This is a genomic window from Bacillus sp. FSL M8-0266 (assembly GCF_038613425.1).
Taxonomy (GTDB): domain Bacteria; phylum Bacillota; class Bacilli; order Bacillales; family Bacillaceae; genus Bacillus; species Bacillus pumilus.
In genome coordinates this window covers 1,160,953-1,176,014 of sequence record NZ_CP152015.1, presented here as the reverse complement: position 1 = coordinate 1,176,014, position 15,062 = coordinate 1,160,953, and the positions used below count along the sequence as shown (strand labels likewise).

The 15,062-nt window shown below is 39.1% G+C and carries 14 protein-coding genes and 1 other annotated feature (1 of these 15 running past the window's edge); of the genes, 2 read left to right on the top strand and 12 right to left on the bottom strand.

Going from position 1 to position 15,062, the window contains the following annotated elements; genetic code table 11:
* Nucleotides 1-144 precede the first annotated feature (144 nt).
* Nucleotides 145-318 (top strand): hypothetical protein, encoded by a 174-nt coding sequence (locus MKY83_RS05675; RefSeq protein WP_044139629.1) that lies wholly within the window; start codon nt 145-147, stop codon nt 316-318.
* Nucleotides 319-576: 258 nt separating this feature from the next.
* Here the strand turns inward: MKY83_RS05675 and pepF are convergent, their stop codons facing one another.
* The 4 genes from pepF to mecA form a co-directional block, all read right to left on the bottom strand.
* On the bottom strand, nt 577-2,403 hold the full coding sequence (gene pepF, locus MKY83_RS05670) for an oligoendopeptidase F (protein ID WP_282959899.1): 1,827 nt from the start codon (nt 2,401-2,403) through the stop codon (nt 577-579).
* A 214-nt stretch (nt 2,404-2,617) separates the two neighbouring features.
* Nucleotides 2,618-3,778, bottom strand: coding sequence for a competence protein CoiA family protein (locus MKY83_RS05665; protein ID WP_185107549.1), 1,161 nt, complete (start codon nt 3,776-3,778; stop codon nt 2,618-2,620).
* A 162-nt stretch (nt 3,779-3,940) separates the two neighbouring features.
* Nucleotides 3,941-5,461 (bottom strand): cardiolipin synthase, encoded by a 1,521-nt coding sequence (gene cls, locus MKY83_RS05660; RefSeq protein WP_003212118.1) that lies wholly within the window; start codon nt 5,459-5,461, stop codon nt 3,941-3,943.
* A gap of 85 nt (nt 5,462-5,546) precedes the next feature.
* Nucleotides 5,547-6,212, bottom strand: coding sequence for an adaptor protein MecA (gene mecA / locus MKY83_RS05655; protein WP_065098853.1), 666 nt, complete (start codon nt 6,210-6,212; stop codon nt 5,547-5,549).
* A gap of 262 nt (nt 6,213-6,474) precedes the next feature.
* On the opposite strand from mecA, the gene MKY83_RS05650 reads away from it, so the two are divergent.
* The gene (locus MKY83_RS05650; protein ID WP_003211565.1) at nt 6,475-7,140 is read left to right on the top strand and encodes a TerC family protein; all 666 of its coding nucleotides are present in this window, start codon (nt 6,475-6,477) and stop codon (nt 7,138-7,140) included.
* Between the two features lie 41 nt (nt 7,141-7,181).
* Here the strand turns inward: MKY83_RS05650 and spxA are convergent, their stop codons facing one another.
* From spxA to MKY83_RS05610, 8 genes are all read right to left on the bottom strand, one after another.
* Nucleotides 7,182-7,577 (bottom strand): transcriptional regulator SpxA, encoded by a 396-nt coding sequence (gene spxA, locus MKY83_RS05645; protein ID WP_003211421.1) that lies wholly within the window; start codon nt 7,575-7,577, stop codon nt 7,182-7,184.
* Between the two features lie 193 nt (nt 7,578-7,770).
* Complete coding sequence (locus MKY83_RS05640; RefSeq protein WP_044139639.1) at nt 7,771-8,349, bottom strand: GNAT family N-acetyltransferase; 579 nt, start codon at nt 8,347-8,349, stop codon at nt 7,771-7,773.
* Between the two features lie 222 nt (nt 8,350-8,571).
* A complete protein-coding gene (locus MKY83_RS05635) occupies nt 8,572-8,763 on the bottom strand; it encodes a hypothetical protein (protein ID WP_260406797.1) in 192 nt (63 codons plus the stop codon).
* A gap of 105 nt (nt 8,764-8,868) precedes the next feature.
* Complete coding sequence (locus MKY83_RS05630; protein ID WP_044139933.1) at nt 8,869-9,789, bottom strand: ATP-binding cassette domain-containing protein; 921 nt, start codon at nt 9,787-9,789, stop codon at nt 8,869-8,871.
* A 1-nt stretch (nt 9,790) separates the two neighbouring features.
* Complete coding sequence (locus MKY83_RS05625; RefSeq protein WP_095117782.1) at nt 9,791-10,879, bottom strand: ABC transporter ATP-binding protein; 1,089 nt, start codon at nt 10,877-10,879, stop codon at nt 9,791-9,793.
* Between the two features lie 3 nt (nt 10,880-10,882).
* The gene (locus MKY83_RS05620; protein WP_003211545.1) at nt 10,883-11,800 is read right to left on the bottom strand and encodes an ABC transporter permease; all 918 of its coding nucleotides are present in this window, start codon (nt 11,798-11,800) and stop codon (nt 10,883-10,885) included.
* A gap of 3 nt (nt 11,801-11,803) precedes the next feature.
* The gene (locus MKY83_RS05615) at nt 11,804-12,748 is read right to left on the bottom strand and encodes an ABC transporter permease (protein ID WP_044139932.1); all 945 of its coding nucleotides are present in this window, start codon (nt 12,746-12,748) and stop codon (nt 11,804-11,806) included.
* 116 nt (nt 12,749-12,864) lie between these two features.
* The gene (locus tag MKY83_RS05610) at nt 12,865-14,502 is read right to left on the bottom strand and encodes a peptide ABC transporter substrate-binding protein (protein WP_342488295.1); all 1,638 of its coding nucleotides are present in this window, start codon (nt 14,500-14,502) and stop codon (nt 12,865-12,867) included.
* 481 nt (nt 14,503-14,983) lie between these two features.
* Nucleotides 14,984-15,062 (top strand) — a binding site (T-box leader) (it continues 140 nt past the right edge of the window).

Genomic DNA, 15,062 nt, shown 5'->3' with positions numbered 1-15,062 from the left:
ATGTGATTAATTTCACATCTGTAGTATATCAAATTTTGTCGACTTATGACAACAGATATACTATATGTTCATATTTTTGTCACAAAACATAAGAGGGTTGTCACTTTCATATAGTGAAAGTAACGAAAAAATGGAGGGATCTGCATGCGCAGCACAACCATTGGACTTGTTTCCATTGGCTTATGTTTCTTTTTAAACATATTAGGCTTAATGAAAATGCTTCCTCTTTATCTCACATCGCCACTCTTATTTGCTGCAATACTTTTTACACTTTATCGAATGAACCACCGGAAGACCTTTAAGGGATTTAAAGGTTGATGTTAAGGATCGGCCTCTTCATGCGAAGAGGTCTCAGCATGTAGACAAACCCTCGCATTCGTTGTCAGTCCTGCGTGCTGGTGCTCACGGCTCCGCGCCAGTACTCGTCCTTCCTTGACTGCAAAGGTTTTCTATCACGCTGAAAAGAAGACAAAGGGCTAAAATCTGCGGCCTCTTCATGCGAAGAGGTCTTTTTTGTGAAAAAAACTCCTGTCAAAAGATGAGTATGCACTCACACGTCTGACAGAAGTCTTTTCATTACTCACCCGTTGTGGAGATGAGTTCTTCCATTTCTTTTAATTTTTCTTCGAACAATTGACATGCTGCTTCGATTGGTTCTTTGGAAGCCATATCAACACCCGCTTTTTTCAGCACATTGATTGGATAATCAGAGCTGCCTGCTTTAAGGAAGTCTGTGTAGCGCTCCACCGCAGGTTTTCCTTCTTCTAAGATTTGCTTGCTTAATGCCTGTGCAGCACTATAGCCTGTTGCATATTGATAGACATAATAGTTGTAATAGAAGTGAGGGATTCTCGTCCATTCTAATCCGATTTCTTTATCCACAACCATGCCGTCTCCAAAATACTTCTTGTTCAGGTCGTAATAAAGGTTCGTCATGAATTCTGGCGTTAAAGCCTCTCCTTCTTGTGCTTTCACATGAATCAGATGCTCAAACTCAGCAAACATCGTCTGTCTGAATACCGTTCCTCTAAATCCTTCTAGCAAGTGATTTAACACATACAAACGCTGTTTTTTATCATCCAGATGATTCAGCAGGTATTCGCCTAGTAACGCTTCATTTGTCGTGGAAGCTACTTCAGCTACAAAGATGCTATAGTTTCCATACGGATATGGCTGGTGCTTTCTTGTATAGTAGCTATGAACAGAGTGCCCAAATTCATGAGCCAGTGTAAATAAATTATCAATATTATTTTGCCAGTTCATGAGGATATAAGGATTTGTGCCATAGCTTCCAGATGAATACGCACCGCTACGTTTCCCTTTATTCTCATAAACGTCTACCCAGCGATTATTGAGTCCCTCTTTTAACACGGACACATATTCTTCTCCTAATGGCGCTAACCCTTTTAGCATATAATCCTTTGCTTCATCGTAGGTTAGCTTCATGCCAGCATCTTTTACAAGTGGTGTATACAAGTCATAATTGTGCACTTCATCAAGCTTTAACACCTTTTTACGCAATTCAATATAACGGTGTAATAACGGTAAATATTGATGAACTGTATCAATTAGATTGTCATATACTTCTTCTGGAATACTGTTTCGAGATAGTGCTGATTCTCTTGCCGATTTATAATTTCGTACTTTTGCATAAAAATTATCCTTTTTAATCGAACCGCTCAGTGTCGAAGCAAGCGTGTTTTTATACTGATCATACGTTTTATACACAGCTTTAAAGGCATTCTTTCTCACTTCACGGTCATCACTGTTTAAAAATGTGATAAAGTTGCCGTGGGTAATTTTCTTTTCTTCCCCATTTTCATCCTTTACAGAAGGGAACGAAATATCAGCATTGTTAAACATACTAAAAGTAGTAGATGAAGTTGAGAGAGGTTCAGATGCCTCAGCTAATAAGGCCTCTTGCTCCTCACTTAAAATATGTGGACGTTCTTTATTAATTTCTTCAAGAGCATGGGAATACAGTTTTAATTCTTCTTTTTCCAGAATAAACTGCTGCAATTTATCTTCTTGAATCGATAAAATCTCTGGAACAATATAAGCAGAAGTACTAGAGAGTTGTGTAAATAAATTCGATGCTTTATCATTCAGCGCTTGAAATGATGAGTTAGTTGTATCCTCATCGTATTTCATGTGCGCATATGTATAAAGCTTGCCAAGCTTTTCAGAAAGCTGATCCTGAAAGGTTAGGGCTTCATACAGTACATCAGCAGAATGGGCGAGCTTGCCTTTAAATTGAGCGAGCTTAGGAATTTCTTTTTTGACCGCTTCGAATTCCTTGTTCCATGCATCGACGCTTTCAAAAATATCTTCAAGTCGCCATTTGTTTTCTTCTTTTACTTCGCTTCTGTCTGGTAAATGGTTGTTTTTGCTTTGTGAAGTCATATGAATCCCCCTTGCATAAGTTGTGTTGAACCAACCTTTCGGAAAGTGAAAGAAATTGGTGTTGTATTTATCTTCTTTGTTTTGAACTATATTTGTCAAATCATATGCAGAAATAAATACCAAACAGACTAAAAAAATGAGAAAAAAGCGTTTCTTTCTATTCAATCGCAGCACCACCTTTTTCTTATCATGATCAAAGTGGGCATGAAACATGCTAATGAAATAAGAAAGTATCTCGTTTGAACGCTTCATCTACTGTTTGTATTGGCATTTGATTTGACGCTACTTCATAATTACCCTCTTTTGTCATGTGTAAAAACCCTTGTCTAACAAGCGCATGAACATATGCAGTGATGACCTCTTTTATTTCTTCTATTGAAATATCGCCATATCGGAGCTTTACTTCTTTCATCTGGACACACCGCTTGATTTCTTTCATCAGCAGTTGAATCGTTACTGACCTGTTTCCTTTTTTCCTCATTATCCAATCATACAGACACCCCTGCCAGACGTAAACGGGACTTGTGAAGATATACGCTTCTTTCAGCGGGATAAATAATTCAGTTGGCAGAAAAGGAAAAGCTGTTTGATGATGCTCATAAAAAACGTCTCTCAACCGTTTGCTTTCATTTGATAAAATACGAGGAGGCCGCTGCCTAAATTGCTGTATACATTTTAGCCATTGTTTGTAGACTTGACGCTTGCTTGAGGGCGGCGATAGAATATCCGAAAGTTTGCGGTATGCTGTTGGCGGTCTGACAGTCATGGCAGCACATATTTTCGTTGGTTGAAATACAAGGAGTTGAGCAAGATGGATGAATCGGTTCTGGAGCGGACAATAAAAAATCAGACTTCCTTTCTGTGATTCCCTTAACATTTCCCAATGAATGGAGGAGAAGGAAAAGAGCTGGGCAGATTTTCGCTTTAAACGATTTGCTCCTATAACCCATATAGGGAAGAGCCCTGCTTCGCGGAGTCCTGCTGTCCTTTTACGGAGCTCTTGCCGTGAAATATTTGAGCATTGATATTCGATTGCATAGCTTGTTCCTCCAATAGAGACAGCCACGTCAGGACGCTGATGAATCTTTGACACATACTTTTCAAGCACCGGTTTATGTCCAAGCCGCAGAAGCCAATTCATAATGGCTTCTTTCCCCGCCTGATGATATGCCGTTTCGCCTGAGGCTAGTGGACATGTTGTCAGCTGTTTATGTGCAAAATGATAAACACGTTGTTCACCAAGCTTTAATTGCACTTCTTCCCTGCATTCAGGGCAGTAAAATTTGCACGTCGTCCTGACATGCTCCAACCTGTTTTTAGATAAGTAATGTGTAATTCGAATAAGTTTTCCATTATCCATGATCGCTGTATTCATTCAGTTCGCCCCTTAGTCTTTGTTGACCGTATTATAGCTTTTTCATCTATAAGAGAGCGAATAGGTAAAATGAACTTTTATTGTGTGAAAACATGATTTTACTGTTGTTTTCCTGAGGAAAATGAAAAAACCCCCTCATAAAAAGGGGGGAAAATACAATCTTTATAGTAATGGCGATAATAATCTTGCTGTTGATTCAAAGAGTCTGACCCTTAACGGTCTCTTTGCAAATTCCTCTGGGACAATCTCGTGCGACTGCTCTAAATCACCTAAGAAGTCGTTCACGAGCTTCTCAGTGCTTTTCGTTTTATAGAGGAAGGCATTCACTTCAAAATTCAAATGAAAGCTTCTCATATCCATGTTGGCCGTTCCTATCGAAGCCAGCTCACTATCCACAATGATAAATTTACTATGCATAAAGCCTTGATCATATTCATACACCTTTGCCCCTGCTTCTAAAAGCTCCGGGAAGTATGAACGGGACGCATGGAAGACGATCCGTTTATCTGGATTCTTCGGTGCAATAATCCGTACGTCTACTCCGCTTAATGCAGCAATTTTCAGTGCAGACAAAATATCATCATCTGGCACAAAATATGGTGAAGCGATCCAAATAGACTTTTTGGCAGAGATAATCATGGAGAAAAAGAGATTTTTAATGACCTCCCACTGTTTATCAGGTCCGCCAGCGATCATTTGTACGCCTTGTGTTGTGCTTTCAAGGTGGCTGAAATCTTTAAAGTAGTCCACACCTGCGCATCTTTCATTCGTCATATAGTACCAATCCTGCATGAAAATCTGCTGCAGGTCACGAACAGCTTCACCCTTAATCATCAAATGGGTGTCACGCCAAAATCCATATTGTCTACTTCTACCCATATATTCGTCTCCAATGTTCAGCCCGCCAACAAATCCAACTTCTCCATCAATCACGACAATTTTTCGGTGATTTCGGAAATTGATTTTATTATTTAACAGAGGCAGCCTCACGGGTAAAAATGGAACGATCTGAACGCCAGCCTTTTCGAGGTCAGCAATATATTGACGAGAGAGCTTTAAACTCCCTACATCGTCATATAAAAAGCGGACAATCACGCCATTTTTCGCTTTATCAATGAGAATATCTTTTAATTCTTGTCCAAGGTCATCGTGGCGGAGAATATAATATTCTAAATGAATGTGATGTGTCGCCTTTTTGATTTCTTCAAAAATATGAGAGAATGTTTCTTCTCCATTCGTCAGGACTTTAGAGGACGTGCGATACGTAATAGGGGTATGTCCAAGTCTGTGGGCCAGCTTAAATAAGAGCTGCTGATGATCACCCATATGCGTCATTTTCTCAATCGCTTCTCTATGAATATGTTCATCTTCCTGGATTAACTGTTCGTCCAGGATGGCTTTCTTTTCAAACAACCGGCGCTTTTTGATATTGCGTCCAAAGAAAATATAGAACAAAAAGCCGAATAACGGAAAGCTGCCAAGCAGGACAAGCCACGTTATCGTTTGAGATGGATTCCGGTTCTCCAAGAATATGACAAACCCGATGAAGATAATCGATAAAGTGAATAGAACACTGACAGAACTTAATACACTTACCGCTAAATCACCGGCAATTAATTGAATGACTAAATAAGCACCTATCGTAATGATAAGAAAAAATAGAACTTTGACTAAATTTCTCATTTCATTTTCTCCTTGCCGATCTCTTTATTTACCTATTCATTCAGATAAAAAAGCCGATTCCTCTATAGAAATCGACTTTTGTTGGTTACGAGAAGTGCTGTTGAATCGTTTCAAGGGCATTTCCTTCGATAATCAGCTGACCATATTCTTTCAGTCTGTAAATGCTGACCACTGATTCATGAGCATATTCAAGCAAAATGCTGAGCTTATTCTCCACTTGCTCATCTGACAAATCCTCGTGGAAGTCAACATATAGATAATAGCGGTTTTCAAACGAATATAAATTTGTGGTAAAATCCTGCATATTTAATTGAGAAAGTGCAATCAAATCTTCAAAGTCATCCATTTTCAACACAAATTGAAGTTGAAGTTTTTTGTCCTTCTCATTATCGTCTTCTTGATCCTGCTCTTCTTTTTGAAAATCATCAAGCAGTGCGTCTAGACTTTCTTCATCTGTTTGATCTTTTTTATCTTCTGGAATCGGCAATTCGAGCTTTTGTCCATCTTTAGAAAGTTGGGCTTTCGTCACGACAATTTCAAGACCTTTGTCAAGTGCCTGCACTTGAATCCAAAGCGGTCCCTCAACTGCAAATTCTTCTTCTTCGTGCACTTCGTCCATTACTTCCCAAAACAGCTCTTCACTGCGTTCACGATTATACCAAATCTCTTCACGGTCAAATCCGCGGTCTTCAATATCACCGTAGGAAATATAAAATTTCACTGTATGTTCATTAATTCTTTCAATTTCCATTTTGCCAACCTTCCCTTCTATATAAGATGTTGAAGGGACATACAAGCTCCCAATTAATAGTACTTTACTACACTTTACCCGTTCCGTCTACATGTTAACCTTTTAAAGAATTGAGGTATTGCTTTGTACTGTCTATTTTATGATAAAACATGAATAAAAGAAATAAAAACGCATTTTTTGCAGAGAAAACTTACAGAAACATATATTTGAATTGTCTTCATATATTGGTTGTACGAGCTCTATTAGATATGAGGTGAAATGGATGGAAACAGAGTGGATCATATCCTTACTGATGATTATTGGCATCGATCTGATTTTAGGCGGAGATAATGCGTTGATCATTGCGATGGCTAGCCGCAGCTTGTCAAATGACAAACGCAATAAAGCCATATGGATCGGCACACTTTTGGCAGTGCTGATGAGAATAACAATGACAGGTGCCGCAGTTTATTTATTGACCATCCCTTATTTGCAATTTATCGGCGGACTTTTTCTCCTTTATATAGGATACAATTTGTTAATTGAACAAAAGAAAGAATCGATTCGCATTAAAAGCAGCGGCTCCCTTTGGCGTGCGGTTCAGACCATTGTGATTGCCGACCTCTTTATGTCACTTGATAATGTTATTGCAGTTGCAGGAGCGGCAAAAGGCAACATGCTGCTGACCGCTTTTGGCCTGATGATTTCAGTACCGATTATTATTTGGGGAAGTAAGCTGATTCATGCCGCTTTCACCAAATTTCCGTATCTATTATACGGAGGAAGTGCTCTTTTGGCTTTTACTGGCGGTGAAATGATTGTTCGTGATGTGAAATTGAATGAATTTATGGCTCAGCATGCGACTCTTGAATTGATGCTTCCGTTTTTAACAGTCGTAATGGTCATTTTAGCCAGCCTGTTTTACGAACAAACGGCTGAAAACAAATAAAAAAAGCTGCCAAATGATCGGCAGCTTTTCGTTTTTTTCTATTAGTTAGCAAGTCGCTGAGCTTCTCTTAGTTGGAATGTACGAACCGTTCTTGGAAGGAAACGTCTAATTTCATCTTCATTGTAGCCAACTTGTAGTCTTTTTTCATCCAAGATAATTGGACGTCTTAAAAGACCTGGATGCTCATTGATCAGTTTATACAATTGTTGAAGAGGCATTGTCTCAACATTCACATTTAGCTTTTGAAATACTTTTGAACGTGTTGAGATAATTTCATCTGTACCGTCTTCAGTCATTCGAAGAATTTCTTTAATTTCATCGATTGAAAGAGGCTCTGAAAAGATGTTTCTCTCTTGATACGGAATATTGTGCTCTTCTAACCACGCTCTTGCTTTTCTACATGATGTACAGCTTGGTGATGTGTATAATGTTACCATAAATCTTCACTCCTCAATTTGTAGAATGAATATTGATCTGTATTCTTAAATTAAAATTGTTCTAAATAAGTAATCTTTATAGTGATTATACTATAAAAAAGTAAGTGTGAACAGATATTCTTGCAATTTTTGTGACAAAAACTAGACAATTTCATTCATTTTGTGGTGTTGCTTGATGTCTGAACATTCTCATTTAGTCGAGATGATCGAAAATATTTTTTTGTTTTTTATTTTCAATGACCTTCAACACATCATCAACATCCTCATACGACTGCCCATACCATTCTTCATCTTTATACGTATGGATTCGTTCATAGGTCTTCCTCATAGCCTCCATCATTTCTTCCTCATTATCTGTAAGAGGCGACCAATAAAGGATTTCCATGCGGTTCACTTCATTTGTTGCAAGTGACCTGCGTTTATAACCGATTGATTCGGCATGCTTGAAGTGCTCTCTTTGGTAAAACTTTAGGCGTTTTGCAGTATCTGCATCATCTTCATCTACAGGCTCGACCTCAAGCAAGATCGGTTTCTTTTTTTCCTTCAGCTTATGAATGAGCTTTGATCCGAGGCCTTCACCTCTTGCATCTCTGGAAACAAATAAATAATCAATAAAGATGAAAGAATCAAATTCGGCGTACATCATCACATGATGAGGCCCTTCTTCCTTATGATAAATTTCACTTCTTTCCTTTAATAAAGCTTCCATATGCTCTTTTGACTTCATTTCTTCTATCGGGAAGTATTCACTGAGCTTTTCATACCAATTCATGGATCCGCTCCTTATGATATAGTGAAGAACCACTTCCTTATATATTCCCGATTTCCTGCTATTTAAACGCCTGTACTAGTAAGACGCAGCAAAGTCTCCTCTAGTTTCACTTTTTTTCAAACAACAGAAAAAAGTTTTATATCGAACGATTCATGAGTAATTGAAAACAGACAAACAGGATGAGTGTCATCCCAGTTTGGAACATGATGAAATAAAGATACTTCATGCGCCTTGCTTCCTCTTTCTGATTGCTTGTTTTCCGATGAAGCATATATTAGACAAGATGCCAATGAGCACCATAAATATGAGCATCCACTGCCCTCCATTTGGCTTTCTCAAAAAAGACGTTGAAAAAAGCATGAATACAATGAGAAAGTGAAAGAATGAATAGCGAAACGTCTTCCATATCGACATTTGATTTCCTCCTAAAACCCGCTTGTTGCTAACTAGAAATTACCATCATCTTGTTTTTTTGTAAAATAAAAAAAGAAGCACTGACATAGCAGTGCTTCTTCCTTCTTATGATTGTTTTGCCTGAAGCTCTTTGAATTCTTCCTCTGTGCAGCTCACAAAGTGACCTGGCTTCACTTCACGGAAATCAGTGTTTGTTCCTTTGTGAACGGAAGGATCATACTTGATTCGCTTGCGGTTACGCTCATAATCTGGATCTGGAAGCGGAATCGCAGATAGTAATGATTTTGTATATGGATGAAGCGGGTTTTCGTATAATTCATTCGCTGGTGCCAGCTCTACCAATTTCCCGAAATACATCACGCCAATACGATCGCTGATGTATTTTACCATGGACAGGTCATGGGCAATGAATAAATACGTTAAGCCTTTTTCTTCTTGCAGTTCTTTCATTAAGTTAACGACCTGCGCTTGAATCGACACATCTAATGCAGAGATTGGTTCATCGGCAATGATGAAATCTGGCTCAACTGCTAATGCACGGGCAATTCCGATACGCTGCCTTTGACCACCAGAGAATTCATGCGGATATCTGTTTGCATGCCCTTTGTTCAAGCCAACGGTTTCAAGCAACTGGTACACACGCTCTTTACGCGCTTGCTTTGATTTCGCAAGGCCATGAATGTCAATGCCCTCTGCAATGATATCAAGCACTGTCATTCTAGGGTTCAGTGAGGCATATGGATCTTGGAAGATCATCTGCATTTGACGGTTGAACTCAAGCATTTTTTGTCTTGATTTCTTCCCGTGTACATTTTCCCCTTTATAAAGAACCTCGCCATCTGTCGCATCATAAAGTCTAATGATAGATCGGCCCGTAGTCGATTTACCACATCCAGACTCACCTACAAGACCTAGTGTTTCACCTTTGTAAATATCAAATGAAACGCCGTCAACTGCTTTCACCGTTCCTCTTGCTGTATGGAAATGCTGCTTTAAATTTTTGATTTCTAACAATTTTTCTGCCATGCTATTCACCCTCTTTTACTAATACAGGTTTTTCGTAGCTACCTTCTAGTTCACGCATTCTCGCCTTTACAGCAGCAGGCGGTTCAACTTTAGGTGCATTTGGATGAAGTAGCCATGATTTCACATAATGCGTATCTGATACTTTGAACATTGGCGGTTCTTGTTCAAAGTCAATTTTCATTGCATAATCGCTTCGGAGTGCAAATGCATCTCCTTTCGGCGGGTTTGTCAGATCTGGCGGTGTTCCTGGGATTGCAGTCAGCTTTCCTTCAGCTCCGCCATCTGTGTCTAGGCTTGGCATTGATGCCAATAGTCCCCACGTATACGGATGTTGTGGATTGTAGAAAATTTCATCAACAGTTCCTGTCTCCACAATTTGACCTGCATACATAACAGCTACACGATCAGCGACGTTGGCGACAACACCTAGATCATGCGTAATAAAGATAATTGACGTTTCAACCTTTTGCTGAATTTCTTTCATTAATTCTAAAATTTGCGCCTGAATTGTTACATCTAGAGCTGTTGTCGGCTCATCGGCAATCAATAGCTTTGGATCTGCTGCAAGTGCCATCGCAATAACAACCCTTTGTCTCATCCCGCCACTAAATTCGTGTGGGTATTGTTTGATTCTTTTTTCAGGCATTGCAATTCCAACAAGCTCAAGTAATTCAATGGCTCTTTTTTCAGCCGCTTCTTTTGAAATTTGTTCGTGCTTGAACAGCACTTCTGTAATTTGTTTCCCGACCTTCATCGTTGGGTTCAAGGAAGTCATCGGATCTTGGAAGATCATTGAGATGTCTTTTCCTCGAATGTTTTGCATTTGTTTTTCAGTTTTCTTGACAATATCTTGCCCATCAAACAGGATCTGTCCGCGCTTGAAATAACCCGGCGGCATCGGAATTAATCTCATGATGGCCTGTGATGTCACACTTTTACCAGAGCCAGATTCACCTACAATAGCAAGTGTCTCGCCTTTATTTAAGTGGAAGTTCACACCACGAATGGCTTGAACCTCTCCACCATATGTTTTAAATGAGATTGCAAGGTCTTTCACCTCTAGAATACGTTCACGTTCCATCCTAATCACTCCTTATTTACGCAACTTCGGATCTAAAGCGTCTCTTAGTCCGTCTCCAACCACGTTAAAACCAAACATTGTAATACAGATAAATGCGGCTGGGAACCATAATCTCCACGGGTAGTACGTCATGGCTGGAATTCCGTCAGACGCCATTGTTCCCCAGCTCGCTAATGGCTGAGGTACACCAAGCCCTAGATAGCTTAAGAATGCCTCTGTGAAAATAGCAGAAGGAATGGTTAATGTCATGGTCACAAGAATTGGTCCCATTGAGTTTGGAATCAAGTGTTTAAATAAAAGTCTAGATGTTTTCGCACCTAATGTTTGTGCGGCAAGAACGTACTCTTGACTCTTCAATTGTAAAACCTGTCCCCGAACGATACGTGCCATGTTTATCCAGCCTACGACTGTCATGGCTAGGATAATCGTTAATAAGCCTTTTGGCAGAACAACCATCATTAAAATAACCATTAATAGTGTTGGGATTGCCCATAAAACGTCTGCGATACGCATCATCACTTCGTCCGTACGTCCGCCTTTGAATGCAGCAATACTTCCCCAGATAATACCGATGATCACATCAAGAACAGCTGCTGCAAGACCGATAAAGATCGAAATTCTTGCCCCAACCCATGTACGAACAAACATGTCTCGGCCTAAATCATCCGTACCAAACCAGTGCTCTTTTGAAGGCGGCTGATCTGCATTAAGCAAATCTGTCGTAGAGTAATCATATTTAGAAAACACCGGAACGAAGATCGCCAGCATCACAACAATAAAAATAATTGTAAGTCCTACCATCGCAAGTTTATTTGCACGGAAGCGAAGCATAGCATCCTTCCATAAAGATAGACTAGGTTTAGAAATTTTTTCGGATTCTGCTGCGTCAGCTGTCGCAGGAACAAATAAATCTTTTCTCATCTCTTCCATGTGTTAGACCCCTTTCTTCGCCTTCGTCAGTTTAATTCTAGGATCGATAATACCGTAAAGGACGTCAACGACTAGAATACTGATTAATAGAATAATACTGTAGAAGACTGTGACACCCATGATGACGGTGTAATCACGGTTTGTAATACTTGTGACAAAGTGAGAGCCTAATCCAGGAATACCGAAAATCTTCTCCACGACAAAACTACCTGTTAAAACTGAAGCAGCCATTGGTCCCATGTAAGTAATGACAGGTAACAATGCGTTTCGAATCGCGTGTTTGATCGTCACAGCTGATTTCGTTAATCCTTTCGCTCTAGCCGTTCTAATGTAGTCACTGTTTAGCACTTCAAGCATACTTGACCGTGCAAGTCTAGCGATAAATGCCATAGGCATGAAGGAAAGTGCAATAGAAGGTAGTACGGTGCTGGCCCAAGACTCCCATCCTGCAACTGGGAAAATCGCTATAACGCTTGCCTCAGATGCAAATACATATTGTAGTAGCGCAGCTAAAATGAAACTTGGAACTGAAATTCCAAAGATCGTTAAAATGGCAATCGTATAGTCTTGCCACTTGTTATGATAGAGCGCTGCAAGGACCCCAAACAATACACCAAATGCTAATGCGAGGAGAATTGCCTCAATTCCGAGGGTAAAGGAAACGGGGAATCCAGAACTGATTAAGTCATTTACAGTTTGTCCTTTATATTTAAATGAGGGACCAAAATCTAATTTTGCAACTGAACCTAAGTAGCTTACATATTGAACAAATAAGGGCTTGTCCAACCCGTAGTGCTCGTTTAGGTTTGCTTCAATTTCAGCAGGAAGTTTCTTCTCACCAGAGAATGGACCACCCGGTGCTGCCTGCATGAGAAAGAAAGTTGCAGTTACAATAACAAACAGTGTGATTAAAATATATATTAATCGCTTACCGATATATTTAAGCAACGGAATTGCACCTCCATGATTTTACAACATTTTCTCTAATCAGCAAGAAAGGTATATGGAGAGACATCCTCCATATACCTTAAGATCCTTGCCGTAGATCTCTTACATTATAACTCTTACTTTTCGAAATGTGCCCATTTGTATTGAACATCACCTAGTCCAGATACGACGACACCTTTAAGTTTTGGATCTTGTACCCAAAGCTGAGTGTAGAAGTAAATTGGTGCTATAGGCATATCGTTGATGATGATTTCTTCTGCTTTTTTCAGCATTTCTTCACGCTTCGTTTTATCTGTTTCTTTCGCAGAATCATTCAACAATTGTTTGTACTCTTTGCTTTCCCATCCAGTGTCGTTGTTTCCACCGTCTTTATCTTTGTAAAGCTCAAGGAAGTTCACTGGATCGTTGAAGTCACCTAACCAGCCCATACGTCCGATTTGGTAATCTCCGCTGTGGAGTTTGTCGATGTATACGTTCCACTCAGAGTTATCAAGTTCAACTTTCACACCTAAATCTTTTTTCCACATTTCTTGAATTGCTTGTGCAATCTTTTGGTGGCCTTCATCTGTGTTGTAAGAAAGTTTCAATGCTGGAAGATCAGAAACAGACTTATAACCTAATTCTTTCGCACCTTTTTCAAGAAGTTTTTTAGCAGTATCTACATCGTGATCTTTAAAGTAGCCAGTTTTGTTATCAGTGAATCCTTCCATTGTTGGTGGAACGATTGCCATAGCTGGAACTTGTTCACCTTGCGTAATTTTGTCAACGATCGCTTGACGGTTGATTGAGTATGCAAGGGCCTTACGGATGTTAGCATTGTTTAAAGGTTTTACTTCTGTGTTGAATTTGTAATTATAAATACCAGCGATCGTTTGGATTTTAAGACCGCCTTCTTTTTTCAATGTTTTTAAAGACTCAGTTGGAAGGCTTCCAGTTGGTGAACCAGCCCAGTCAAGCTCGCCTTTTTTGAACATGCTAAGCTCAGTGTTTGTGTCTTTGATCATAGACATGTTAATCTTTTTCAATTTCACAGTATCTTTATCCCAGTATTCATTGTTCTTTTCAAGCGTGATAGAACCGCCATGTTTCCATTGAGAAAGAACAAATGGTCCGTTAGATACGTAGTTTTCACCAGCATTTGTGAACCAGTTTTTATTCTTTTCAGCCACTTTTTTGTTGACTGGCATATACGTATAGAATGCAGTTAGTTCAGTAAAGAACGGTGTTGGGTTCTCTAGCTCAACTACAAGCGTTTTGTCATCTTTTGCTTTAATACCAACATCAGCAACTTTCGCTTTCCCTTTGTTCGCTGCTTCAGCACCTTTAATATAGTAAAGCTGGTAAGCATATTGAGATTCATTTTTAGGATCTAATGCCCATTTCCAAGCATATTCGAAATCTTTAGCTGTGACAGGGTCACCATTAGACCATTTCGCATCACGAAGTGTGAATGTGTATGTTTTACCATCAGCACTTGTTTTGATATCAGAAGCCATTGCATTTTCTGGCTTTCCTTCAGCGTTAATTCTTGTTAATCCTTCAAAAGTCTGACGGATGACACTTCCTGAAGTTGAATCATTTGCCAATCCCGGATGTAAAGAAAAAGGCTCAGTGGAGATATTCACATTTAGTGTTGTTTTAGCCTCTCCAGAACTGCTCGTGCTGTCGCCTGATTTGTTTCCGCTGAAACCACAAGCGCTTAATACAAGTGTGAAAATAAGCATTAAAGTAACTACAGACCAACGCTTTTTCAACTGTATTCCCCCTTATAATATGTTTTAGTTCAAAGGTCTCGATAGAAGATGAGATTCAGATTTAAGAAATAGCGTAAAAAAGTCCCTAAATAGCTTACTTTCTATTTCTTTTGTTTTTTCTGAATTTTCACTATGTAAAGAGCCTAGCACAAACGTGTGAACAAATTAATTATAATGAATAGAATAATTTATTGCAATATCAATTTCATATATTTTTAAAAAACGTAAATGGGGATAAAGAGGGATTTTTATAAACTAAAGTCTCAATCACTTCAACAAATTAAAGCGGAAATTGATTAAAATAATTTAACAAATTCAGCAGGAATAATGTTTTATACATATAATTAATCATCCTTTTTTAAAAAATTCTGACAGATAGTTGGTATTTTATCTAAAATTTTAAGTGTCAAACGACATGCTGAGAAGGTCACATGAGGGCTTCGTGACTTTTTTATGGTCATCCTTTATAATAGATAGACATACTGTTGCGATGAAAAAGAAGAGTACATATATTCACCATTTACAGAGAGTCTGCGGCCGGTGCGAGCAGATAATGGCAT